The 25630-nt window shown below is 61.9% G+C and carries 15 protein-coding genes; all 15 read right to left on the minus strand.

Features of this window, described 5'->3' with window-relative positions; genetic code table 11:
- Positions 1-36: 36 nt before the first annotated feature.
- The 15 genes from I2H31_RS11855 to I2H31_RS11925 all read right to left on the minus strand — a co-directional run bounded on the left by I2H31_RS11855 (position 37) and on the right by I2H31_RS11925 (position 25531).
- Positions 37-693, minus strand: a complete 657-nt coding sequence (locus I2H31_RS11855) for a beta/alpha barrel domain-containing protein (protein WP_196293254.1) — start codon at positions 691-693, stop codon at positions 37-39.
- Between the two features lie 92 nt (positions 694-785).
- A complete protein-coding gene (locus I2H31_RS11860) occupies positions 786-1796 on the minus strand; it encodes a sugar kinase (RefSeq protein WP_196293255.1) in 1011 nt (336 codons plus the stop codon).
- A gap of 150 nt (positions 1797-1946) precedes the next feature.
- On the minus strand, positions 1947-3380 hold the full coding sequence (gene uxaC, locus I2H31_RS11865; protein WP_196293256.1) for a glucuronate isomerase: 1434 nt from the start codon (positions 3378-3380) through the stop codon (positions 1947-1949).
- A 252-nt stretch (positions 3381-3632) separates the two neighbouring features.
- Entirely contained in the window at positions 3633-5285 is a 1653-nt protein-coding gene (locus tag I2H31_RS11870; protein ID WP_196293257.1) for a UxaA family hydrolase, read from the minus strand.
- 26 nt (positions 5286-5311) lie between these two features.
- Complete coding sequence (locus I2H31_RS11875) at positions 5312-6850, minus strand: tagaturonate reductase (protein WP_196293258.1); 1539 nt, start codon at positions 6848-6850, stop codon at positions 5312-5314.
- A 57-nt stretch (positions 6851-6907) separates the two neighbouring features.
- On the minus strand, positions 6908-8035 hold the full coding sequence (gene pelA / locus I2H31_RS11880) for a pectate lyase (protein WP_230687722.1): 1128 nt from the start codon (positions 8033-8035) through the stop codon (positions 6908-6910).
- An 80-nt stretch (positions 8036-8115) separates the two neighbouring features.
- Positions 8116-9948 carry a RagB/SusD family nutrient uptake outer membrane protein gene (locus I2H31_RS11885; protein ID WP_196293259.1) on the minus strand — a complete coding sequence of 611 codons (1833 nt, stop codon included), beginning with the start codon at positions 9946-9948 and terminating at the stop codon, positions 8116-8118.
- 12 nt (positions 9949-9960) lie between these two features.
- Positions 9961-13260 carry a SusC/RagA family TonB-linked outer membrane protein gene (locus tag I2H31_RS11890; RefSeq protein ID WP_196293260.1) on the minus strand — a complete coding sequence of 1100 codons (3300 nt, stop codon included), beginning with the start codon at positions 13258-13260 and terminating at the stop codon, positions 9961-9963.
- 36 nt (positions 13261-13296) lie between these two features.
- Positions 13297-14127 carry a 5-dehydro-4-deoxy-D-glucuronate isomerase gene (kduI, locus tag I2H31_RS11895; RefSeq protein WP_196293261.1) on the minus strand — a complete coding sequence of 277 codons (831 nt, stop codon included), beginning with the start codon at positions 14125-14127 and terminating at the stop codon, positions 13297-13299.
- A gap of 123 nt (positions 14128-14250) precedes the next feature.
- The gene (locus I2H31_RS11900; protein ID WP_196293262.1) at positions 14251-15021 is read right to left on the minus strand and encodes an SDR family oxidoreductase; all 771 of its coding nucleotides are present in this window, start codon (positions 15019-15021) and stop codon (positions 14251-14253) included.
- A gap of 433 nt (positions 15022-15454) precedes the next feature.
- Positions 15455-16411, minus strand: coding sequence for a pectinesterase family protein (locus I2H31_RS11905; RefSeq protein WP_196293263.1), 957 nt, complete (start codon positions 16409-16411; stop codon positions 15455-15457).
- A gap of 316 nt (positions 16412-16727) precedes the next feature.
- Positions 16728-18437: a sodium/sugar symporter gene (locus I2H31_RS11910; RefSeq protein ID WP_196293264.1), complete on the minus strand. Its 1710-nt coding sequence runs from the start codon at positions 18435-18437 to the stop codon at positions 16728-16730.
- A gap of 252 nt (positions 18438-18689) precedes the next feature.
- Entirely contained in the window at positions 18690-20612 is a 1923-nt protein-coding gene (locus tag I2H31_RS11915) for a glycoside hydrolase family 88/105 protein (protein WP_196293265.1), read from the minus strand.
- A 189-nt stretch (positions 20613-20801) separates the two neighbouring features.
- Complete coding sequence (locus tag I2H31_RS11920) at positions 20802-22457, minus strand: RagB/SusD family nutrient uptake outer membrane protein (RefSeq protein WP_196293266.1); 1656 nt, start codon at positions 22455-22457, stop codon at positions 20802-20804.
- A gap of 32 nt (positions 22458-22489) precedes the next feature.
- Positions 22490-25531, minus strand: a complete 3042-nt coding sequence (locus I2H31_RS11925; RefSeq protein WP_196293267.1) for a SusC/RagA family TonB-linked outer membrane protein — start codon at positions 25529-25531, stop codon at positions 22490-22492.
- Positions 25532-25630: the final 99 nt, after the last annotated feature.

A 25630-nucleotide genomic window follows, 5' to 3' on the forward strand; every position in this document is an offset into this window, starting at 1 on the left:
AACCAGCCAATGGCACGCCGGGCGTGCCATCAGAAACTATTTTTTCAGTGTTTCAACAAACTGCATCAGCTGGCTGATGCTGGCGGAAAGCGCATCGGTATCGTCGGCATTTTTGAAGAGCTGCGAGCCCATGCCCACCGCATTCACGCCCGCGCCAAACCAAGCGCTCACACTTTCTTCGGTCGGCTCCACACCTCCCGTCACCATCAGCTTGATGTGAGGCATAGGGCCGCGCAGGGCTTTTACATAGTCGGGCCCCACCACGTTGCCGGGGAAAATCTTTACCACGGCCGCGCCAAACTGGCTGGCGTGGTAAATCTCGGTGGGCGTCATGGCACCGGGCAGCCACGGAATGTTGCGGCTGCGGCACACGTCGGCCACCTCGGCCGTGGCGCAGGGCTGCACCACAAACTCAGCCCCCGCGGCAATGAACTTAGCCGCGTCTTCGGCCTGGTAAATGGTGCCGATACCCAGAATCATATCCGGGCACTGCCCGGCCACGAAAGCCTGCAGCTGCGTGAACACCTCCAGCGCCTGCTCGCCCCGGTTCACAAACTCGAACACGCGAATGCCGCCGGTGTAGCACGCCTGCAAAATGCGCTGGGCGTACGCCACGTCGGCGTGGTAGAACACGGGCACCACCGGGTAGCGGAGCAGCGCGGCGAGGGTTTCTTCGGCGGAGTGTCGGGGCATAGTTTGAGCTGTTAGCTATTAGCTGCTAGCCGTTAGCTGATTTTCAGGATTTAAAAAGCTAATAGCTAACCGCCATCAGCTAATAACTTAATTTAGCGCAGTAACCGGCCGCTGGTGTTGCCTTTCATAATTTCTTCCACCTCGGCCACTGTTACCAGATTCACGTCGCCGTGCACGGTGTGCTTCAGGGCCGAGGCCGCTACTCCGAAGGTAAGCGCCTGCTGGGGGTTGTCGTACGCCAGCGAGCCGTAGATGAAGCCGGCCATGAAGGCGTCGCCCCCACCAATGCGGTCGACGATGGGGTTGATGTCGTAGGTAACGGTTTCGAGAAACTGTTGGCCGTCGTAATAGATGCCTTTCAAGCCGTTGTGCGAGGCACTGTGCGTTTTGCGGCGCGTGGTGACAACCTGCTTGATTTGCGGAAACCGCGCCATCACCTGCTGGGCCACCGATACAAACTTGCTGTCGGTGCCGGGCTGCGGCTTGATGCCGAACAGGTCCTCGGCGTCGTTTTCGGAGCACACCACCACGTCGCAACCTTCCACCAGTTCCGACATCACGGACTGGGCCGTCTGGCCGTACTGCCACAGGTTGCGGCGGTAGTTCACATCGGCCGAAACGGTGATGCCCAGGCGGCGGGCGGCGGCAATGGCCTGGCGCGTGGCCTCGGCCGTGCTGGCCGAAATGGCGGGCGTGATGCCCGTCCAGTGCAGCCAGCCGGCATTCTTCAGGATTTCATCCCAGTTGAAGGCCGCCGGGTCGAGGTTGGCGAAGGCCGAATTGGCGCGGTCGTACACCACTTTGCTGGGCCGCATCCCCGCCCCCACTTCCAGAAAATACAGCCCGAGGCGGTCGCCCTGATAAATGGTGGCGTCCATGTTCACGCCCAGGGCGCGGAACTGCTGAGCCGCGGCGCGGCCTAAGTCGTTGGCCGGAAAGCAAGTAACGTGCGCGGCGGGCACTCCAAAACCGGCCAGGGAAGCGCCCACGTTGGCGTCGCCGCCGCCGTAGGTGATTTCGAGGCTTTGCGTTTGGGCGAACCGATAATTCAACGGCGGCGACAGCCGCATCATGATTTCGCCGAACGTGACAACTTGCTTCATTTAGTAAGGAATTGGGTACTTAAGGGCTGAGGGAATTGGTAGAACGTCATGCAGAGCGCAGCGAAGCATCTTTACTGCACAACGCAACTAGTTACTCTTGCAGTAAAGATGCTTCGCTGCGCTCTGCATGACGTTCGGTTTTTCCAGTATTTACGCCGTTACGGCCGCGGCTTCTACCACTTTGCCGAAGCCGAAATACTCCCTGGCATTGCCGTAGCAGATGTTTTGCACCGTGCGGCCCAGCAGGTCCATGTCGGCCGGCAGCTCGCCGTTTTCCACGTCGTTGCCGAGTAGGTTGCAGAGCACGCGGCGGAAATACTCGTGGCGCGGGTACGAGAGGAAGCTGCGCGAGTCGGTGAGCATGCCCACGAAGCGCGACAACAAGCCCATGTTACTCAGAGCGTTGATTTGCTTTTCCATGCCGTCCTTCTGGTCGAGAAACCACCAGCCGGAGCCGAACTGGATTTTGCCCGCCACCGAACCGTCGTTGAAGTTGCCAATCATTGTGGCAATGAGTTCGTTGTCGGCCGGGTTGAGGTTGTAGATGATGGTTTTAGCCAGCTTGTCCTGCCCGTCGAGGCGGTCGAGGAAAGCCGACAACGCGCGGCCCTGCGGGAAATCGCCAATGGAATCCCAGCCCGTGTCGGGGCCCAGTTCGCGCAGCATGCGCGAGTTGTTGTTGCGCAGCGCGCCGATGTGGTACTGCTGCGTCCAGCCCTTTTCCCAATCTAGCACGGCCAGCAGCACCAGCATGGCCGATTTGAACTTCAACACCTCGTCGGCGGTCAGCTCGGCGCCGCCGCGCACTTTCGAGAAGATGGCGTCAATTTCCGCGTCGGTGTATTCAGAGGCATAAATCTGCTCCAGGCCGTGGTCCGACAGACGGCAGCCCACGCTGGCGAAGAAATCATGGCGGCGGCGGAGGGCCTTTTCCAGGTCGGCAAAGGTGCGGATGTCGAGCTCAGCGGCAACGGCCAGCTTGTCGAGGTACTGGTTGTAGGCCGCGGCCGATTCCGGGGCCATCGCCTTGTCGGCGCGGAAGGTAGGCAGCACGTTTACGGCAAAGCCCGAGGCGGCCAGTGCCTGGTGGTGCTCCAGCGAATCGGCCGGGTCGTCGGTGGTGCAGAGGGTTTCCACCTGCATCATTTTCAGCAGGTTTTGCACCGAGTACTCGGCCGTTTGCAGCTTGGCACTGCACTCGTCGTAGATGCGGCGGGCGCTGTCCTTGTTCAGCAGCTCGGTGATGCCGAAGTAGCGGCGCAGCTCCAGGTGCGTCCAGTGGTAGAGGGGGTTGCGCAGGGTGTAGGGCACGGTTTCGGCCCATTTCTCAAACTTCTCCCAGTCCGAGGCATCACCGGTGATGTAGCGCTCGGGCACGCCGTTGGCCCGCATGGCGCGCCACTTGTAGTGGTCGCCGTAGAGCCAGATTTGGGTGATGTTTTCAAACTGCTTGTCCTCGGCTATCTGGTCGGGCAGCAGGTGGTTATGATAGTCGATGATGGGCATCTGCTTGGCATACTCGTGGTAGAGCGTGCTGGCCGTGGCCGTTTGCAGCAGGAAATCGTCGGAGAGAAAAGGCTTCATAAGCAACTAGGTTGGGATGGGTGGGAACCCGGTTAGTGCGGCTGCTTCGAGAACCGAAGGTAGGCCGCCGCGGGGGCCGTATCCTTCACAAAGCGGGATTTAATTAGCGAAAACGGTTGCGTAAATAAATCAACTCGTCTGTCATCCTGAGCGCAGCGAAGGACCTTCTCACACAGAAACAACTTATGGTAATTCAGCCGAAGCTGGCGCGGTAAGGTCCTTCGCTGCGCTCAGGATGACAGACGGGAAATGTTACAAACTCACCCCGCGCTTCCACGGGATGAAATCGGTCTGGTCGTGGCGCACGGCGGCCACTTCCTCGCCGCTGGCCACCCGGATGACGTAGTCCAGAATGCGCTCGCCGGCCTGCTCGATGGTTTCTTCGCCGTCAATCACCGTTCCGGTGTTCACGTCGATGATGTCGGGCATGCGCTTGGCGAGGGCCGTGTTGCTGGCCACCTTAATAACCGGGGCAATGGGGTTGCCGGTGGGCGTGCCCAGGCCCGTGGTGAACAGGACGATGTTGGCGCCTGAGCCCACTTCGGCCGTGGTCGATTCCACGTCGTTGCCGGGCGTACAGAGCAGGTTCAAACCGGGCTTGGTCACGGGCTCGGGGTAATCGAGCACGGCCACCACCGGCGACGAGCCGCCCTTGCGGGCCGCGCCGGCCGATTTCATGGCGTCCGTAATCAAACCGTCACGGATATTGCCCGGCGAGGGGTTCATATCGAAGCCCGAGCCCACGGCCACGGCGCTGTCGCCGTAGGCCTTCATCAGGCTGCTGAACCGCTCGGCCACGGCGGGCTCCACGCTGCGGTCCACGAGTTCCTGCTCCACGCCGCACAGCTCCGGGAATTCGGCCAAGATAACCGAGCCGCCCAACGCCACCAGCATGTCCGAAACATGACCCAAAGCCGGGTTGGCCGAGATGCCGGAGAACCCATCGGAGCCGCCGCACTCTAGGCCGATGTTCAGGGCCTTCAGCGGTGCGGGCTCGCGGCGCGCCTGGTTGGCAATCATCAGGCCGGCAAAAGTTTGGCGCAGCGCCGTGCTGATGAGGGCTTCCTCGGTGCCCAGCTTTTGCTGGTCGAGGATGTAGAGGGGCTTGCTGAAATGGGGGTCGCGCTTGGCGATTTCCTCCTGCAGCATGCTGGCCTGCGCGTTCTGGCAGCCGAGGCTGAGCACGGTGGCGCCAGCCACGTTGGGATGCGTGATGTAGCCGGCCAGCAGGCCGCACAGCGTCTGGGCATCCTGACGAATGCCGCCGCAGCCCCCCTCGTGCGAGAGGAAACGGATGCCGTCCACGTTCGGGAACGGGCGCTGGTTCTGGGCCACGTCCTCCCCGGCGGCCAAATCGGCACTGAGGATTTCCTCCACCGACTTACCGGCTTGCAGCAGGCTAAGCAATTTACGGGTTTCGGGCTGGTAGTTCTTGCGGCGCTCGTAGCCGAGGTCGGTAATCAGGGCGTCTTTCAGCACCTGGATATTACGATTTTCGCAGAACACCAGCGGAATCACCAGCCAGTAGTTGGCGGTGCCCACGCGGCCATCGGCGCGGTGGTAGCCCAGGAAGGTGCGGTTTTGCCAGCCCGACACGTCGGGGGCCTGCCAGGCGGCGCGCTGGTGGGCGTTTTCGTCGTAGCTGTTGGTGGCGTGCTGCATGTTGGCCGTGGTGAGGCGGCCGCCGGGGCGAATGGCTTCTTTGGCTTTGCCCACCAGCACGCCGTACATCGTCACGGATTGACCCACGCTCAGGCCCAGCGGCGTGAGCTTGTGCTTGGCCGGAATGGCTTCGGTGGTGGTCACGTAGCCGCCTTCCCAGGGCACCTCGGTGCCGATGGGCAGGTCGACGAGGGCAACCAATACGTTGTCGGCGGGGTGAATGCGAGCAACTTGATGTTTCATAGTATTCAAACAGAAAACGGCCGCAACTAATTAGCCAAAGCTGTTTTTTTGGTGAAAAAAGCCGCCAGGGTGCCCGCCGGGTCCTCCTCCAGCAGCTGGGTCAGGTAGTTGGTCACGGCATTGGCAAAGCCGGGCAGGCGGGTCAGGTCCTGGCCCCACAGCACTGTGTTGCGCAGGGCGGTAGTGGTCAGCTCCTCGGGCGAGAGACGGGCCCACAGGTCGGCAAAGTAGCTGGCGCGGTCGTCGATGATGGTGTAGGGCTCGCCGTTGGCTTCGCCCTGGCCCACACCCGGCGCCGAGGCCGTGTTGCGCATGAACAGCAGGTAGGCCGCAAAGCCCAGGGCCATGTAGTGCGGCACGGCGTTGTGCGTCTGGTAGTAGTGCAGCAGCGTGGGCACGTTGCGCATCTGCATCTTGGCGGTGCCCTGCATGGCAATGGCCAGCCAGCGGTGCTCCAGGAAGGGGTTACGGAACCGGTCAAGCACCTGCATGCCGAAGCGCTGTCCCACCTTCTCGTCCACCTGGTACGGGATGCCGGGCAGCAAATCGGCCAGCATCAGGTTGTGGATGAAGCGCGCCAGGTCTTCGTTTTCCAGGGCTTCGCGCACGGTGGCGCAGCCCACGAGGTGGGCCAGGGCGTAGCTCAGCGTGTGCGTGCCATTGAGCAAGCGCAGCTTCAGCTCGCGGAACAGCGTGATGTCGGGCCGCACCACCACGCCCTTGGCCACGGCGTGGAACGAGAGCACCTCCCGCACCTTCTCGCCGCCCTCAATGGCCCACAGGGCGTAGGCTTCGCTCATGGTGAGCAACTCGTCTTTGTAGCCGAGCTCGGTTTGCAGCTGGGCGTACAGGGCGGGCTCGGGGCGGCCGGGCACGATGCGGTCGACCAGCGTATTGCAGAAGTGGTTGGCCGATTCGAGCCAGTCGATGAAGGCGCTGCCGAGGTCGTTGCGGTGGGCCAGCTCCAGCACAATGGCTTCGAGCTTGCGGCCGTTGTCCGGAATCAGCTCGGTGGGCACAATCACCAGCCCGCAGTTCACGTCGCCCTTGAAGGCCTGGAAACGGGCGTAGAGCACAGCCAGCAGCTTGCCCGGAAACGACGTGGGCGGCGTGAGGTGAATGTCCTCGTTCACCAGCTGAATGCCGACTTCGGTGGTGTTGGAAATCACCACTTGCAGGTCGGGGCTAGCGGCAAATTCGAGCACTTCAGCCCACTGGCTTTTGGCCGACAGCACGCGGCTGATGCTGGCGCACACCACGTTTTCTTCCACGGGCTTGCCGTCTTCCACGCCGCGCACGCACACGGTGTACAGGCCGTTCTGGCGCTCGAAGGCGGTGGCGTCGCCGCCGTCGGTGCTTTTCACCACCACCACGCGGCCGTTGAACACGCCCTGGCGGTTGGCCTCGTCAATCATAAAATCGGGCAGGCCGCGCAGCAGCACGCCCGTGCCGAACTGGAGAACCTTTTCGGGCAGGTCAAACAGGGCTTGGGCGGGCCAGGCCACGGAGGCGGCGCTGCCCGCGGCTGGAGCGGCCAAGGCCAGCGGTTGATTCAAAGTGTCCATCGGGGTGGAAGTAAGACGGAGTAAATAACTAGTGCGCAACGAAGCTAGGGTAGCACGTTAGGGCTTCTCTCCCGTACCTACCCGCTTCTGCCAGGCGGGGTATTCTTTTTCGAGCAGCTTGGCGGGCCAGGTGCCGGCGTAGAGGTAGCCGGCGCGGCGCTCGTTTTCAATCTCGGACAACTGATAATGCACCTGGCTGTCGCGCCCCACGTAAATGGGCCGGTCGGTATCGAGCTCGTAAAACCGGGCCCAGATGGTGGCGCCGGCTTCGGGCACGATGACCCGGTCGCGGCCGGTCTTCTCACCGGGGGCGGCAATTTCCTTCATGGTGTAGCCGGTCAGCTTCACTTTCTGGAACCAGGCCATGGCGCTGTCGATGGCCTTGCGCACGGCCGGCGAGGGCTTCTCCACCCCCATCAGAAAGCGCACGATTTCCACCGACTCATCCCCGCTCAGCGAAGCCAGCTCGAAGGCGCGGGCCTTGGCCGGCTGCAGGGTTTTCTCGTCGTACTGCGCGCACCACGCCGTGGGCTGGCCCTGGCGCACGTACTGCGTTTTCAGAATGCAGTCCACGCCGCGCTCCACGGCGTCCTTTGCCGGTGCTACCAGGCTGGCATCGAGCCCGTTGTAGGGAGCTTTTTGCTGGGCCACCGCGCGCAGCACCTCCAGGCAGCGCACCATGGCGTTGTCGTTGTAGGTAATCTGGTGGCGGTAGTTGCTGAAATCGGGATAGTACTGCGGGAAGCCGCCGTTGGGGTACTGCATTTTCAGCAGGAAGCGGAGGCCGTTTTCGGCGCCCTGACGGTAGGCCGGGTTGTTGGTTTTTTGGTAGGCCTGGGCCAGGTAAATGATTTCGCGGCTCGTCGCGTTGTTGTCAATCGTGGCGTCGTTGCGGTTTTTGTCGGCCAGGGTGCGGGCACGGTCGGCGGCGCTCAGCGGGTGCTTATAGTCCACCTTCGCGGTGCCCACCGCTTTGGGCCAGCCGCCGATGGCACGCTGGAAGACCAGCATTTTTTCGGCGGTGCTGTCCAGCAGCACGGGGGCTTGCGGATTGGATGCGCTGGCCGTGGACGCACTGACCGACGCCTTGCCGGCGTCTTCCGTCACTACTTCCTTGCGGGCGCAGGCCGAACCCAAAGCCGTCCCCGTCAGCCCGCCCACCAGGAAAAGCATCTGCAACTTCATTCTCATAACAGCATCGGGCCGCAAGCCCGCAATTTGCCTTTAGTTAACAATCCCTTTTCGTCAACCTGCGCACGTCTGGCTTAGTAGCCAGGGTTTTGCGTCAGCTTGGGATTGAGGTTGATGGACTCGGCCGGGATGGGCAGCAACTGGTGCGCTTCGGTGTAGGCCGAGGCGATGTCGTTGATGCGGGTGGTGGTGATGCCCGAGGTATTGGTCGCGTTCACCGTAATCCAGTCCACGCGGGTGGTGAGCGCGGGAGCGGACACGGTGGCCGAGGGCTTGTAGTACGAGTTCAGGATTTGCAGCGGCCCCAGCGTGGTGGGTGTGGTGTAGTAGATGTACTGCGGGTAGCGCGTGTTCAGGGCGCCGGGGGCCGTCCAGGCGTTCAGCGTGGCTTTGATGGTCTGGAAGGTTGAGCCCAGGCGGTTCCACCGAATCAGGTCGTACTTGCGAATGCCTTCGCCGCCAAACTCCAGGTTACGCTCGGTAGCCACCGCCTCAAAGAAGCCGGCTTTGCTGCCCGATACCACGCCGGCCCGGGTGGCGTTGCCGCCGAAGCCGCGCAGGCGCACTTCCATCAGGGCCTGGCGGGCCGTCACGCCGTTGAAGGCAATGTCGGGGCCACCAGCCAGCTCATTTTGCGCTTCGGCAAACATCAGCAGCACGTCGGAGAAGCGGATGAGGGGCCAGTTGTAGCCCAGGCCCTGGGCCGCGCTGGCGCGCAGGGTGGCGTTGCTGCTCCACTCGCGGCGGAACTTGCCGTCGTAGATGGTCACCGAGTTGGTGTGCAGGCGCTTGGGGCCGGCGTCGATGCTATACGGCGCCAGCGTCACGTCGCGGCGGGTATCGGTCGAGTCGAAGGCGTAGAAGTAGGTGGGCACGGCCACCAGCGAGCCCTGCGTGGTGGCCCCGAAAGCCGCCGAAGTGGCCGTTACGCGCGGGCCATTGGCGTAGCCCAGCTTGCTGTCCGTCGAGCTGCCGTTGGCGGTGCCGCCCATGGCCACCTGGAACATGATTTCGTTCTTGAGGTCGCGGCGGTACTCGCAGATGCTGCGGAACGGCTCTTCGAAGCTGGCGTTCAGGTCATGCTCCGAGCGGTTGTTCATCAGGTCGCGGCACTCGGTGCGCACGATTTCGTAGTACTTCTGTCGGTCGGCGGCCTGCTCCATCTTGGCACTCACCGGGTCGAAGTAGTAGCTGGCACGGTACAGCGCCAGGCGGGCGCGCAGGGCCTTCACGGCGCCTTTGGTGATGCGCTCGTCGTTGGTAGCGGCCGAACGCCACGGCACCAGCGGCGCGGCCAGGTCGAGGTCCGCAATCATCCGGTCGAGGATGTCGTTGCGCTTGGTGCGCGGCAGGTTCAGGTCGGCGCCGGTCACGGTGGGCTCGTAGGGCGCGGGCACGTCGCCCCAGTTGCGCACCAGCTCGAAGTAGTACTGGGCGCGCAGGGTCAGGGCTTCGCCGTATAGGCGCTGCACGGCAGCCTGGTCGCTGCCGCCCTTGTACTGGTCCATGCCCGGGATGTACTTGATGCAAATGTTGGCGCGCTCGATGCCGCGGTACAGGGCATTCCAGGGGTTGCGCACTTCCACGTTGCTTGTGATAGAGCCGTAGCGGGCAATGCCGCGGCGGCCGTCGCCGGCGTCGATGCCAGTGGGCGAGTTCAGGAAGTCTTCCGAATCGTAGGGGAAGTAGGTGCTGATGCGGCTGCCGTAGGCTACGTCGCCGGCCAGCGGCGCGTAGGCCCCAATCACGGCACTGTAGGCGCCGCTGGTGGTGCTGAACACGGCTTCGGAGGTATCAACGGCCGTGGCTTCCACGTTCAGGTAGTCTTTGCACGACACCAGGCTGGCCATTCCAGCGAGGCCCAAAGCCACGAGGGCGGGGCGGAATATATGTTTTATTGCAGTCATGACGGATAGCTATTAGAAATTCAGGTTCATGCCAAACAGGTAAGCGCGGCTGCGCGGGTAAGCCGCGTAGTCGACACCCGGGGTGAGCGACGTGGCGCGGCGGGTGTTGACCTCGGGGTCGTAGCCGGTGTATTTGGTGAACGTATACAGGTTGTTGAGCGTCACGTAGAAGCGGGCCGATTGCAGCTTTGCCAACGACGAAATCGACTTGGGCAGGGTGTAGCCCACGGTCAGGTTGTTGATGCGCAGGAACGAGCCGTCTTCGATGGCCCACGAGTGCAGGAAGGTGGTGCGGGTGGGCGACCAGATGGTGGCGTTCTGGTTCACGCGGGCCGAAGTAGCCAAGTCGGTGATGATGGCGCCGTTTTCGTCAATCTGGCGGTACCGGTCCTTCATGATGGCCAGGCCGTTGGCCAAGTTGCTGTTGGCCGGGTAAGACGTCAGGTCGATTTTATTGGCGTTGTAGATGTCATTGCCCACCACCCAGTTCAGGAACAAGCTGGCATCGAAACCTTTATAGGAAAACTGCTGGTTCAGGCCACCCGTGAATTTGGGGTTGGCATTGCCGATAACCTGGCGGTCGTCGGCCGTAATCTGGCCGTCTTTGTTCACGTCTTTCAGCTTGATGGTGCCGGGCGTCACTTCCTGGCCCACGTTGCTGAAACCCGTGATGCCCCGGTCGCTCACCCGGTCGCCCTTGAGCACCCACTGCCCGGTAGACGTGTTGTAGCCGCTGAAATCATCGGCGGTGTAGAAGCCGTCGGTCACGTAGCCGTACATCAGGCCCACGGGCTGGCCCACTTGCACCAGGTAGTCGCCGCTGCTCAGGCCCGTGCCGGTGCCGGCCCAGCCCGAGTACTGCAGGGGCAGGGCGTTGCCGCCGCCGAGGTCTTCCACGCGGTTGCGGTTGAAGGAGAAGTTGGTGTTGGCCGTCCAGTTGAAGTCCGGGGTCTGAATCACCGTGCCGCTCAGTTGCAGTTCGAGGCCGCGGTTGGAAGTGGCGCCCACGTTGATGAGCTGCGTGAGGTAGCCGCTGGTGGGGTTGATGGCCAGGTTCAGCAGCAGGTCCGACGTGCGGTTGTAGTACACATCGGCAGTGAACTGCAGGCGGTTGTTGAAGAAAGCCAGGTCCAGGCCCACGTTGCTCGAAGCCGTGGTTTCCCACTTCAGCTTGGGGTTGGCCAGCGACACAGCGGCCACGCCGGGGAAGGGCACGTCATTCAGCGCGTAATAGGTGTTTGTCGGGTTGCTGCTCTGCGTCAGGCCGATGCCGAACAAGGGGTCATACAGGAAGTCGTTGATGCGGTTGTTGCCCGACAGACCGTAGCTCAGGCGCAGCTTGGCGTCGTTGAGCGTAGACGACACACCTTGCATGAAGTTTTCCTGCGAGAAGCGCCAGGCGGCCGAAGCAGCCGGGAAGTAACCCACCTTGTTGCTGCCCTTGAACTTGGACGAGCCGTCGGCGCGCAACGTGGCCGTGAACAGGTACTTGCCGTCGTAGTTGTAGTTCAGGCGGGCAAAGCCCGAGAGCAGACGCGAGTCTTCGTTCACGCCCGACTGCGGCGCGGGCTGGGGCGTGTTGGGGGCGTTGGGGTCGCGCTGGGCGATGTTGTCGACGGCCCGCTCAAACGAAATCGTCTTGGGCAAGAACTGGCTCGTGATGTTCACGTAGGTGCTGCGGCGCTGGTAAGTTTCCTCGCCCAGCACGCCGTCGAAGCTGTGCTTGCCGAACTTCAGCGAATAGCTCAGCACGTTCGAGTTGTTGAGCGTGAGGGCCTGGCCCGTGTTGAGGTTGAGGTAGGGCAGGTTGCTCACCGTGCGGATGGCCGGCGAGAACTGGCCGTAGAAATCCTCCAGGCGCAGGTTCGTGTTGTCGAAGCCCACCGTGGTGCGGAACGACAGGTTTTTGGTGAAGCTATAAGTGGCGTTGACGCCGAAGTTGAACACCCGGCTCCGGTTTTTGCGGAACTCGTTGTTGATGGTCAGCACCGGGTTCGAGAGCGAGTTCGAGTTCTGAAAGAATTCATCATCCGAAAAATCTTCCACTGGCACGCCGGAGTTGCTCTGGTTGGGCGTCAGGATGGGCTGGTAAATCAGCGCGTTGCGCAGGCGGGTGCTGGTGGTGCTGTTGCTGCCGTTCGACGAAGGCGAGGTGCCCGTGCCGGTAATCACCTGGTCGGTGAGGCGGGTCGAGAAGCCCACCCGGAACTTGTCGCTGGCCTTGTGGTCGAAGCGGAAGTTCACGAGGTTGCGGGTGAAGCCCGAAGCCATCTGGATGCCGTTTTCGTCGTTGCGCGTGAGGCTCAGCGCGTACGTCGTGCCCTTGTTGCCGCCCGAAATCGACAGGTTATGGGTTTGCTGGAAGGCATTGCGGCCAAACACCTTCTCCTGCCAGTCGAGGAATTCGGAGTTGCGCAAGTTGTTCAGCGTATCGCTGCGGAAATTGGTAGTGCCGAAGCGGCTCTTGAAGCTGCTCAGGGCTGTGCCGCCCGAAATGCGCGACTTCTCATAGGCGTAGTCCACGTAGTCGGCCGACTGCAGCACCGGCAGCGTTTTGGCGATGTGGCGGAAGCCGGCAAAGCCCGTGTAGTTCACGTTGGTGCGGCCTTCGCGGCCGCCTTTGGTGGTGATGATGACCACGCCGTTGGCCCCGCGGGCGCCGTAGATGGCGGTGGCCGAAGCGTCTTTCAGCACGTCGACCGAGGCAATGTCCTGGGGCGAAATTACGCTCAGCGCGTTTTCCACCTGCACGCCGTCCACCACGTACAGCGGCGAGTTGTCCTGGGTAATCGAGCCGCCGCCGCGCACCCGAATCTGCACCTGCGAGCCCGGCTGGCCTTCCGAAGAAGTCACCTGCACGCCGGCCAAACGGCCCGACAGGGCTTCAGCGGCCGAGTTCACCGGAATGTCTTTCAGCTGCTGGGCGCTCACCGAGGCCACCGAGCCGGTCACGTCGCGGCGCTGCACCTCCTGGTAGCCAATCACCACCACGTCTTCCAGCTGCTTGCTGTCCGAAGCCAGGGTCACGTTGATGGTGGACTGGTCGCCCACCGTCACTTCCTTCGACACAAAGCCCACGAAGCTGAAGCGCAGCTTGGCCGTGGCCGCGCTGGCGGCGGGCAGCGTGAGGCTGTAGTCACCATTCACCCCCGTAGAGGCGCCGTTGGTGGTGCCTTCTACCAGCACCGTTACGCCCGGCAGGGCTTCGCCTTCCGCCGATTTGACGACGCCCTGAATCTGACGATTCTGGGCCATTGCCAGCCCGATGCTCCCGAAAAACAGGAGCCAGACCAGTAGAAAATGTTTTTTCATGAGTGGAAAAAGATGGGTGGGAGTTTTTTAAAATTCTTAGCGCAGTGCTGGGAGGGGCACAGCGTCCATGTCGGTGTATTCGCGGTTTTCGCCGGCCATGCCCCAGATGAAGGCGTAGGCGGCCGTGCCGCAGCCGGTGTGGATGCTCCACGGCGGCGAGAGAATGGCCTGCTCGTTGCTCACCCACAGCGGGCGGGTTTCCTGGGGCTCGCCCAGCAGGTGCAGCACGCGCTGCCCTTCGGGCAGGTTGAAGTAGAGGTAGGCCTCCATTCGCCGGTCGTGGGTGTGGCTGGGCATGGTGTTCCACACGTTGCCGGGCCGGAGCTGCGTGAGGCCCATCACCAGCTGGCAGCTTTGGATGCCCTCGGCGTAGATGTATTTGTAGATGGTGCGCTCGTTGGCCGTTTCCTTAGCGCCCATTTCCACGGGCGTGGCTTCGGCTTGCGTGCGCAAGGTGGTGGGGTGCGCCGCGTGGGCCGGGGCCGACAGCAGGTAGAACTTGGCCGGCTGGGCCGCGTCGGCGCTGGCAAACGCCACTTCCTTGGCGCCCATTCCTACATAAAGGCAGTCTTGGTTGCCCAACGCGTACACCGTGCCATCGACCGTGATAGTGCCCGCGCCGCCCACGTTGAGGGCGCCCAGCTCGCGGCGCTCCAGGAAAAAGGTGGCTTTGAGCGACTCCGGGCAGGGCAGCGACAGCGCGGCCTCGGCCGGTTGGGCGCCGCCCACAATCATGCGGTCGTAGTGCGTGTAGGTCAGCTCGATTTCGCCGGCCGCGAAGATGTTCTCAATCAGGAAATGTTCGCGGATACCGCTCGTGTTGAGCGTGGCCGTTTCGCGGGGGCCGATGGCAAAGCGCTGAGTCATGGGGAATTATGAATGGTTAATTATGAATTATGAATTGAGTCAATCGGCCTAGGAACAAGTAGTTAATTAAGCCTTTTGAAGAACCATGAATTCCTCATTCATAATTCCTAATTCATAATTAAACTACCGTCCCATCCAGCCGCCGTCGACGGTGAGGATGGTGCCGTGCACGTAGTCCGAGGCCGCCGAGGCCAGGAACACGGCCGGGCCGGCGTAGTCGGAGGGCAGGGCCCAGCGGCCGGCCGGAATGCGGGAGAGGATGGCGGCGCTGCGCTCCTCGTCCTGGCGCAGGGCGGCGGTGTTGTCGGTGGCCACGTAGCCGGGCGCGATGGCGTTCACGTTCACGCCGCGGCCGGCCCACTCGTTGGCCAGCGCCTTCACCAGGCTGCCCACGCCGCCCTTGCTGGCCGCGTAGCTGGGCACGTTGATGCCGCCCTGAAAGGTGAGCAACGAGGCCGTGAACACGATTTTGCCAGAGCCGTTTTGCAGCATCTGCCCGCCGATGGCGCGGGCCAGGCGGAAGGGCGCGTCGAGGTTGATGCTGAGCACGGCGTCCCAGTCCTCGTCGGAGTGCTCGGCGGCGGGGGCGCGCTTGATGATGCCGGCGTTGTTGAAGAGAATGTCGATGACCGGAAAGTCGGCCTGCACTTGCTTAATGAAGCCCTGCAGCTCATCCAGCTTGCCAAAATCGGCCTGGTAGCCCTTGTACTCGCGGCCCAGGGCCTGCACGGCCAGCTCGGTTTCGCCGCCAGCGGGCATGTGAATGGATACGCCGATGATGTCGGCGCCGGCTTCGGCCAGGCCCAGGGCAATGGCTTGGCCGATACCACGGTCGCACCCCGTGACGAGGGCACGCTTACCAGCCAGGCTGAACGCAGAAGAGAATGCAGTCATAAAAGGGACAATGCGGAGAAGAATAAGCGGCCGGATTCGGCGGGCCAATGCTATTGGGGCCGGTCCTGCTTCATAAAGATTTCATAGCGGGCCAGCCAAAAGCAAGAGTTGGACAATCTATTTTTGTGCAATCGTTGCCGGGAACGATGCCATAGGCTGAACCACCCGCCGTATTCCGCGAAAAAGCGGCTGCAGGGCCGCAAAACCTTATTCTTAAACGCTCCTCTCCTCTTCTGCTGATATGGCAACCATTATTGTACTATACCAATAAATCTGGTCTTATAAATACTTTATTCACTGGGCAAGCGCGTCGGAATTTTTTCCATTGCTTACTCGCGCCGAATCTCCTTCCTTCGGCCTCCTGGGCGTGTTTGCTGGTTGCGCGACGGCGCTGATTGCTACCAGGTGCCGTTCGGGGGTTGCTGCCGCGCGCTTAGTCCGTGGCCAGGGGGTTCCAGTTGCCCAGCACGGTTTCGCGGGTGTAGAAGGCCGCCTGCTGGGGCGAGAGCTGGCGCGACCACAGGATGCGGGCTTTGGGGGCCGCGCCGTCGCCGGTCGACTTGAATTCGGCAAAAAAGGCGTCCTGCTTGTTGCTTTCCTTGCCCCAGTGGTCCCAGCCCTTGGGCTTGATGATGTTGCTCAGCTCGCAGTTCAGCAGCACGGTTTTGCCGAAGGGCTTCCAGGGGCGGGCAATGAAATAGGACTCGGCCGGCGCTTCGCCGCCAATCTTGCAGCGCTGCATCACGATGCCGTAGCGAATGGTGTCGGGGGTGGACGCGGCGATGATGACGGTACCGCCCGTTTTGCAGAACAGCGTGCACTCCTCAAAAAACGCCGTCGACGAGCCCAGAATGTAATCGGTGGTGCCTTCGATGTAGCAGTTCTTGTAGTACTGCCGGCTGCCGTAGCCGTACACGTACAGCGTGTCGCGGAAGCCCAGGAAGCGGCAGTTCACGAACTTGGCGCGGTCGCCGTACACCCACATGGCGGGGCCCTGGCCCACGGTGCCGGCCGTGTTTTCAAAGGTGATGTTTTCGGCCGAGAAGTCGTTGCCAAACACCCGGAACGTGGAGGCTTCCGACGTGCCGAGGGGCTCGCCGTTGGCGGGGGTGCGGCCGTTGTAGTCGTCGTAGGTGAGGATGGTGGTGTTGAGGTCCTCCCCCATCAGCTTCACGAAGGTTTGCTTCTTGGCCAGGTTCAGCTTTTCCTTGTAAATGCCCTTGCGGATGAAAATGACGATGGGCGTTTTGTTGTTGAGCGGCACAGCGTCGAGGGCGGCCTGCACGGTGCGGAAGTTGCCGGAACCGTCCTGGGCCACCACCACGGTTTTGGTTTGGGCCCAGCCGGAGAGGCTGGTCAGCAAGAGCAGGAAGAGTAGAACTTTGGACATGGGAAAGGGGTGGGTGGGGAGAATAATTCAGGAGCGAGCCGCTTCTGTGGGTAGTGCGAATTTAAGCGAATATTCCGAGACAGTCCAAATTAATAACAGCTCAATTAAGCGACAGGGCCCTTTCACTACAAAATAAACCAATTCATCCCGCGCTTCATCCACTTTATTCACTTCACCGGCCAGCCGGCTTCATGCCTGATAGCAACATCTGACATCTTGTATTTTTACTTTAGCCCCGGCACAGCCGCCCAAAGCAAAGCGGCCCGCCGGCAGGTGCCAGCGGGCCGCAACAGCCACTCCCGGAAGAGTTGCCGGCTTACCAGTAAATGGTGTAGAGCGTGGTGAGAATAACCACGATGGTCATGGCGCCGATGGCGAAGCTGCGCTGCGGCACAAACATGCTGCGGTCCACTTCCAGGCCCTTGGTTTTTACGCCGCGGCTGGCTTCAAACAGGCTGATGAGCACCATGCCAATCACACAGAAGACGAACACGAAACCCATGCGGTCAAGGAAAGGAATCACATACGCCCCGTGCTCTTTGGGGTCTTGGCTAACCGACGCGAAACCGAACGGCGCCAGCCAAGACAAATCTGCGTGCAGTTGCAGCGGCAGCACCTTTAAGAAAACCGATGCGGCAAAACCTCCAATGGTAGCAAACAGGGCAGCGCTGGAGGTGGTTTTTTTCCAGAAGAAGCCCAAGATGAACATCGCAAAAATGCCGGGTGACACGAAGCCGGTGTACTCCTGAATGAACTGAAAACCGCCTTTTTTGTCGATGCCCAGGTGCGGCGCAATCAGCACGCCCAGAATCATGGCCACCACGACGGTGATTTTGCCGGTGGCCACCAGCGTCTTTTCCGAGGCGTTGGGGTTGAGGACCTTCTTGTAGACGTCGAGGGTGAAGATGGTGGCAATGGAATTGGCCTTGCCGGCCAGCGAGGCCACCACGGCGGCCGTGAGGGCGGCGAAGGACAAGCCTTTCAGGCCGATGGGCAGGATGTTGAGCAGCACCGGGTAGGCGCGGTCGGGGTTCAGGTCGGCGCCGGCGCCAAATTCGGCCGCGCCGAACACGTCCTGCTTATACAGCACGTAGGCCGCAATGCCGGGCAGCACTACAATCACGGGCATCAGCAGTTTGAGGAAGGCCGCGAACAGGATGCCGCCGCGGGCCGTGGGCAGGTCGGCGCCCAGCGCGCGCTGCGTGATGTACTGGTTGCAGCCCCAGTAGTTAAGGTTCACAATCCACATGCCGCCGAGCAGCACCGTAAGGCCGGGCAGGTCGAGGTAGTTGGGGTTGTCTTTCTTGAAAATCATCTGGAAATGGTCGCCGGCGTTCTGCGTCATCAGGTGGAAGCCGTTGATGACGCCCGACTGGTGGTAGTGCTCGGCCACCAGGTTCAGGGCCAAATAGGTAGTGGCCAGGCCGCCCAGAATGAGGAAGAAGACCTGAATAACGTCCGTAAAGCCAATCACCTTCATGCCGCCCAACGTGATGATGACGGCAAACGCGGCCAGCGCATACAGGCAAAAATCGAGGTTGAGCCCCGCGATGCTGCTGATGGCAATGGCGCCGAGGTAGAGAATGGACGTTAGGTTGACCACCACGTAGAGGGCCAGCCAGAAAATGGCCATAATCATGGCCACCGTGCCGTTGTACCGCTGGTTGAGGAACTGCGGCATGGTGAAAATGTGGTTCTTCAGATACACCGGAATGAAGAACACGGCCACGATGACCAGCGTGATGGCCGCCATCCACTCGTAGGTGGCAATGGCCAGGCCCATCTTGAAGCCCGAGCCCGACATGCCCACAAACTGCTCGGCCGAGATGTTGGAGGCGATGAGCGAAGAGCCGATGGCCCACCAGGTGAGCGAGCCCTCGGCCAAGAAGTAATCTTTGGAATCGCCCTCCAGGGTGCCGTCGTGGCCGGTTTTGCGCCGGTACACCCAGACGCCGTAGCCGGATACGATGAGAAAGTAGACGAAGAATACGATGTAGTCTATCGTATCGAGGGCGTGCTTGTTCATTGAAAGAAGAGAGGAAATGAAGGTGGCGCCGCCTCCCGCGCCGACGGGCGCAAGGCTGGCGAAGCTATGGAAAGGTAATGTTGCGGTAAAAAAACGGCTTCTGAAAGGAAAATCTTGGTTTTACTTGCGTAATCGTTCTCGCAACCGATGCCGATAGGTGCCGGGGCAGTGAGTCCCCACTTGCCAAAGCCACAAAACAAAGCCGGCCGGGAAACTCCCGGCCGGCTTTGTTTTGTAACTGTATTTCCGGGTTCACTTGCTCAGCAGCCAGGTGGCCAAGTCTTTGCCGGCCTGAAAGTTCTGGAACGAGGCCGGAATCTTGCGCCCGTCGGTGTACTCGTTGTACAGCCACGGGTCGCCGAGGACGAACACGCGGCCCTTGCCCAGCGCGGCCGTGGCCATGATGACCTTGCCGTTGTTGGTGACCAGCGGTTTGGCCGGATTGGCCACCGACAGCACCGACAATTCTTTCACGTAGGCGGTATTGGCATTTTTGAACACGGTTTTGCCCGAAGTCAAGTCCACTTTGCCCTGCTCAAACTGGGTGCCCTGCACCATGTTCACGCTCTGGTCGGTGAACTGCACGCCGAAGTTTTTGGCCAGCTCGTTGAAATGCTTGGTTTCGCAGTTGGCCGTGTCGTTGGCCAGGAGCACGAGGGTGCCGCCGCCCTTCACCCATTCCGTGATGACCTTGCTGTCGGCGGGCTGCACGTAGTTGGGCTTGGGCGACTCCTTGCGCGAGTCCGGGTCGACGATGATATAAACGCTCAGCGGCTTGAGGCTGGCAGCCGTGGGCGCGGCGGGCACGGCCACCGTTTTGGCGCCCAGCTCGCGGAACTGGTTGCCCCACAGCCAGAAGCCGCCGTGCTGGCGCTCCTCCCAGGTGTAGTGCCACTGCTCCGGCTCGCCCGTCACGGGGCTTTTGCGCATCTCGTGGTTGAAGTAGTAGTCCAGGCCCACGGTTTTGCCCTGGCCGATGGCGTTTTCGGCGGCAATTTCCATTTCCGTGCTGGCCAGGATGAACGGGCCCACGCCCTTGAGGTCGTTTTTGCGTAGCGGCTCGGAGAGGTAGTACTCGTAGGAGCCGTCGCGGTAGGGCTTGCCGCCCAGGCCGCCCACGCTCACGGTGCCGTTGAAGGCCAGCGCGCCGGTGGGCTGGGTTTCCACGAAGGCCGTTATCGCCCCGAAATAACCTTTTTTGGCCACTTCGGCGTACTTTTTATCGAGGTAGCCCTTGCGCACTCCCTTGGCCAGCGCGTACACGAACATGCTGCTGCCCGAGGCTTCGGCGTAGTTGCCCTGGCGGCCTTCCTGGCCCATTACCAGGCTCCAGGTGCCGGTTTTGGGGTTCTGGTACTTGGCCAGCACCGGCGCCAGGCGCTGAATGGCTTTGATGAGCTCCGGGCGCTGCGGGTGGTTCTGGGGGAAGTAGTCGAGCACGTCGACCAGCGCCATGCTGTACCAGCCAATGCCCCGGTCCCAGAAGTTGGGGCTCTGGCCGGTGGCTTTGTTGGCCCAGGCCTGCTCCTTGCTTTCGTCGTAGCCGTGGTAGAGCAGGCCGGTTTTGGGGTCCACCAAGTGCTTCTCAATCAGCGCGAACTGCTTGGCCACATCGTCGAACCCGGCCGGCTGGTTGAACACCTGGCTGTACTCGGCATAGAAGGGCTCGGCCATGTAGAGGCCGTCGAGCCACATCTGATTGGGGTACACCTTCTTGTGCCAGAAGCCGCCCTCCTTGGTGCGCGGCTGCCCGTCGAGTTGCTTGCGTAGGTACTGCGCGGCCTTCACGTACTTGTCGCTGCCCGGCACCGACGTTTGGGCCAGCAGCAACAGGGCGTGGCCGGTGGTCATGTTGTCGAGGTTGTAATCCTCTTGCTTGTAGGTGCGGATGCTGCCGTCCTTCTGCACAAACTGGTCGAGGTCTTTTTGGATGTAGGCGAAATACTTGGCATCGCCGGTGCGCTGCCACACGCGCTCCAAGGCGCGCATCATCAGGCCTTGCTCGTAGTCCCAGCGGGCGGTTTTGTTTTTGCCGATGACGATGGAATCGGGGTGCCAGGAAATGAACGCGTCGGCCATGCGCTGCGACATGGGCGTGGCCACCGGCGCCGTTTGCGCACACAAGGAGTGGGAAGCGGTTAGCAGCAGTAAGCCGCCAAGCAAGCGAGGGTTCATAGGAGGAAATTGGATGCGGGGAAATGAATGGGGCGGTGGCGCGAAACCGCGCGGATGCTACGGCCGGTGCCTCGCCACGAAACCACAGCGACACAGGAACGCGCGCTGCAAAGTTCGCGCTGCTTTTAAGATTACAGACAAAAAGCCGTCCGGAATTATCCAGACGGCTTTTTGCTACGCCGCTAAGAACTAGCGGTAGCTGGGGTTTTGAATAAATTCGCTTTTGTTGGTGATGGCATCGAGCTGGCGCTGCGGAATGGGCCGCACCTCGTGGTAAGACTGGATATTGGGGCCCGACTCCGGGTTGAAGCGCCGCACGCGGTCGACCAGCTTGCCGGTGCGCTTGAGGTCGAACCAGCGGATTTGCTCGCCGGCCAGCTCGCGGGCGCGCTCGTCCAGGATGAAGTCGAGCGTGATGTCGGATTCGGCGATTCGCATCTGGGCTTCCTTGCCGGGAATGGCGGCCCGGACGCGCACGGCGTTAATCTGGGTGGCGGCATCGGTGAGCTTGCCCAGCTTAAAGTTGGCTTCGGCCGCCATCAGGTACACGTCGGCCAGGCGGAAAACAAACACGTCGCGGGCGCTCTGGGCCTCGTTGAGCGTGGGGCGGGTGGGGTCGTCGAACTTCTTGAGGCACACGTAATGCAGGCGGTCGCCGCCCACGGTGCCGTTGGCGCGGTACACGGCGCTCTGGTCCCAGGTGCGGTACTTTTTGGCGGCTTTCTGGGCCGCCGACACCACGCGCTTGGTGGCCAGGATGGCGGTGTCGCCCACGGCCAGGCTGCCGGGCACGGCCACGTTGGCAATCCAGGCGGTTTTGAAGGTGGCGAGGTAGCGCGAGTCCTTGCTTTCGTCGAACAGGTTGAGCAGGAACAGCGAGGGCATGTAGCGGTTGAAGGGCCGGCCGTTGGCGATGTCGCGCACCATGCCGGGCTGGTCGTCGTACTTCATCAAGAACATCAGGTGGCCGTTGTTGCTGCCGCGCGGGTGGCCGTTCGGGTACGCCGTGGCATCGGCCAGGTCGTTCAGGCTAAGGTCTTTGGCGTAGTTCACGGCCCATATCACCTCGCGGTTTTGCTCGTTGGCCATGTTCCAGAGGTCGGCAAAGCGCGGCTGCAGCTGAAAGCTGTAGGCGGTGATGACGCGCTGGGCCAGCGTGGCGGCGTCCTGGTTGTTGCCGCGGGTGAGGTACACGCGGGCCAGGAAGGTTTCGGCGGCGGGCTTGGTGGCCCGGCCGTAGTCGGTGGTGGTGTTGGGCAGGTTGGCAATGGCGATGGTCAGGTCGTCAATAATCTGCTTGTAGAACACCTCGACGGGAGTGCGGTTGGCGGTGGTTTGCACGCCGGTGGTCGACTGCGTGGTGAAGTGCACCCCGCCCCAGGTCTCGACGATGTGCCAGTAGTAGAACGCGCGCAGGAAGCGCAGTTCGCCCTCGCGGATTTTCTGCGTAGCGGCCGGCAAGCCCGATTTCCCCACATTTTCCACCCCTGCGTTGCAGATGTTGATGGCGGCGTAGAGCTTGCCCCACAGGCTTTCAACGGCCACCGAGCTCGACTGCAGGGTGGCGTAGTCGGTCAGGTCGGGGTTCACGTCGCCGGCGCCGCGGTGCCACAGGTCGGTGCCCATTTCCGACATGCTGTAGCCGTCTTCTTTGCCGTACCACCAGCGGTTGTAGGAGTAGGCCGAGTTCACCAGGCTTTCGAAGCCGGCGGGGGTGGCGTAGGCCGCCTCGGGCGTCACGCCGGAAGGGTTGTATTCTTCGAGCTGTTTTTCGCAGCCCGGCAGCACGCTCAGCAGCACTCCGGCCACCAGCGCTTTTTTTAGAATGGAAGCAGTGTATTTCATCGGATGAAATCGACTAAAAAGGTGGGTGGGAGTTAAAAGCCGAGGTTGATGCCCACGATGATAACCCGCGGAATGGGGTTGGAGAGCGGGGCCAGGCCCACGCCGTTGCTGGTGCTGGTGTCCGAGGTCGTAACCGTGCGCTCAGCCGAGGAAGCGGCGGCCGAGGCGGCGCGCTCGGGGTCGTAGTTGGGGATGTGGCTCAGGGTGAGCAGGTTTTTGCCCTGCACGTACACGCGGGCCGAGGCCACGCCCACTTTGCTCAGCAGGCCGGCGGGCAGGTTGTAGGCCAGCGTGGCGGCGCGCAGCTTCACGTAGGAGCCGTCGCGGTAGGCCAGCGTGGTGCCGTAGAGACTTTTTTGCAGGGTCGTTTTCGACAGGCTGGCGTCGGGGCGCGGGAAGCTGTTGGTGGGATTTTCGGGGGTCCAGTAGTCCTGGCGCGAGCTGTTTTCGGTGCCTTGGGGGTCGAACAGCTGGTCGTACTCGTAGTTAATCATCTGGCCGTAGCGGGCGAAAATCTGGGCGCCGAGGCTAAAGCCTTTGTAGCTCACGTCGGTGCTCAGGCTGCTGCTCCACTTGGGCAGGGCCGAGCCCAGCACCTTGCGGTCGGCCGCGGCCGTGATGGTGCCGCTGGCGTCCTGGTCCTTCACCTTAATCTGCCCGGCTTTCACACCGGCGGGCTTGTCGTCGCCGGTTTGCCAGATGCCGATTTTCTCGTAGTCGTAGAACACCCGGGTGGGCGAGCCGATGAACCAGCCGTTGGCAATGTCGTTGGCGTCGGTGCTCAGGGCCACGATTTCTTCCACGTTCTTGTACCACGTGGCGGCCACGTTCCAGCGGAAATCGCCGCGCTGCATCACCAGTGCGTTCAGGCCCAGCTCCACGCCGCGGTTGCGGGTTTTGCCCACGTTCTGGGTAATGACGCTCACGCCGGAAGTGTAGGGCAGCACGCGGTCGAGCAGCAGGTCGCGGGTGTTGGTTTCGTACACGTCCACCGAGCCCGTGAGGCGGTTTTTCAGCAGGCCGAAGTCTAGGCCCACGTTGGCCGTGGTCGACAATTCCCACTTCAAGTCGGGGTTGCCGATGCGGTTGCTGAAGGCGTAGCCGGGGGCCGACGTCTCGCCGTAGGCAAACGGAATGCGCGTGAGCAGCGACTGCGACGAGTAGGGCGGAATGTCGTAGTTGCCGGCCAGGCCGTAGCTCACGCGCAGCTTCAGGTCGCTAATCAGGGTCTGGTCTTTCAGGAAATTCTCTTCCGAAATGCGCCAGGCCGCGGCGGCCGAGGGAAAGAAGGCCCACTTGTTGCCCTTCGCCAGCTTGGAAGAACCGTCCGAGCGGCCCGTCAGGGTCAGCAAATAGCGGCTCTTGTAGTTGTACTGCGCGCGGCCCGAGAACGAAATCAGCTTGCTGTTGGAGTAGCCGCTGTTGATGTTGAGCTGCTGGTTGGCGTTGCCCAGCGCGTAGTAGAGCTGGTAGCCCAGCAGCTGGTTGGCGCCCTGGGCGCGGCTCGATTCGGTGTTGAACGTGAGCAGCGACGTCACCCCGGTCAGCGTCAGCGAATGGTCGCCGAAGGTTTTGTTGTAGTTCAGGATGTTTTCCCAGCTCCAGTTCGTGTCAAACTGCGTGGCGTAGGACGACAGCGGCACCGAGCCGTTGCGGTCCACCGTGTTGGAACCCTGAAACTGACCGGTGCGGGCGTTGCCCAGCGTCAGGCCCACGTTGGAGCGGAAATTCAGGTCCGGCAGCACCTGCCAGTCGGCGTAGGCCGTGATGAAGGTGCGCATCGTGCGGATGTTGTTCTCGTAGTTGCCGTTCACTTCGTCCGACAGCGGGTTGATGAAGCTGCCGCTGTTGGGGTAAACGGCCAGGTTGCCGCTGGCATCGTAGGGCGCGGCCAAAGGGTCCACTTTGTTGGCGATGTTGAGCGGGTCGCGGCGGTTGTTTTGGTTGAAGTAAGTGAGCTGGCTTTGGGTGCCCACCTTGAACTTGGGCGACACGGCGTGCTCCAGGTTGATGCGGCCCGAGTAGCGGTCGAGGTTGTCGAGCCGCAGGTTGCCTTTCTCGTTGTAGTAATCCAGCGAGAGGTAGAACTTGGTGTGGTCGCCGCCCCCGGCCAGGCCCACCTGGTGCTCCTGCTGCATGCCCTGCTTCAAAAACTCCTTGGGCCAGCTCGTCGACACGCCGTCGGCGATGGACTTTTGCTGAAACGTGGAGAAGATTTTCGAGTCGTCGGCCGGGCTGTTCCATTGGCCGGTGGTGCGGTAGGCCTCGCGGCGCTGGGCAATGTAGCCGGCCGCGTCGTTCACCAGCGGGTAGAGCGCCACGTCGGTCACGCCCGCGTAGGAGTTCACCGTGACGGTGGTTTTGCCCGAAGCGCCCTTTTTGGTGGTCACGATGATAACGCCGTTGGCCCCGCGCGAGCCGTAAATGGCTGTCGACGCCGCGTCTTTCAGCACCTCCATCGAGGCGATGTCGTTCGGGTTGATATCCTGAATGGACGTGTACTGGATACCGTCCACGATGAACAGCGGGCCATTGTTGGCGGTGAGCGAGCGGTTGCCGCGCACGGTAATGTTCACGCCCGAGTTCGAGGCGCCGCTGCTGCGGGTGATGTCCACGCCCGGCAGGCGGCCCTGCAACGATTCCATCACGTTGGCCGCCGGCACCTTTTTCAAGTCTTCCTCTTTCACCGAGATGATGGAACCGGTCACGTCGCTCCGCTTTTGGGTGCCGTAGCCGATGACCACCACTTCATTGAGGGATTTTTGGTCCGCCGACAGCGCCACGTCGAGCGCTGCGCCGTCGGTGGCCGTCACGGTTTGGGCCACGTAGCCCACGTAGCTCACCACCAGCCGCACCGGGCCGGCGCCGGGCACCTGGAGCGTAAAGCCGCCATCAGCATCGGTGCTGGTGCCGTTGTTGGTGTTTTCGACCACCACGGCCGCGCCCGGCAGGCCCGTGCCCGAGCTCTTGTCGAGCACCCGGCCTTTTAGCTGGCGGCCGGCCTGGGCCTGGCTCAGCAGGGCACTGCCGAGGAGCAGCGCCAGCATGAACAATCGAAGTAGAGGTTGTGCCATTGCAGTAAAGGGAAATGAGGTGAGCAATACGTTTCTCCTCGGTGGCACTCAGCACTTTTGCCCACCGATGGACTAACCAATATTAGGCTACTCCTATAG

The sequence above is a fragment of the Hymenobacter ruricola genome, from assembly GCF_015694525.1.
Taxonomy (GTDB): domain Bacteria; phylum Bacteroidota; class Bacteroidia; order Cytophagales; family Hymenobacteraceae; genus Hymenobacter; species Hymenobacter ruricola.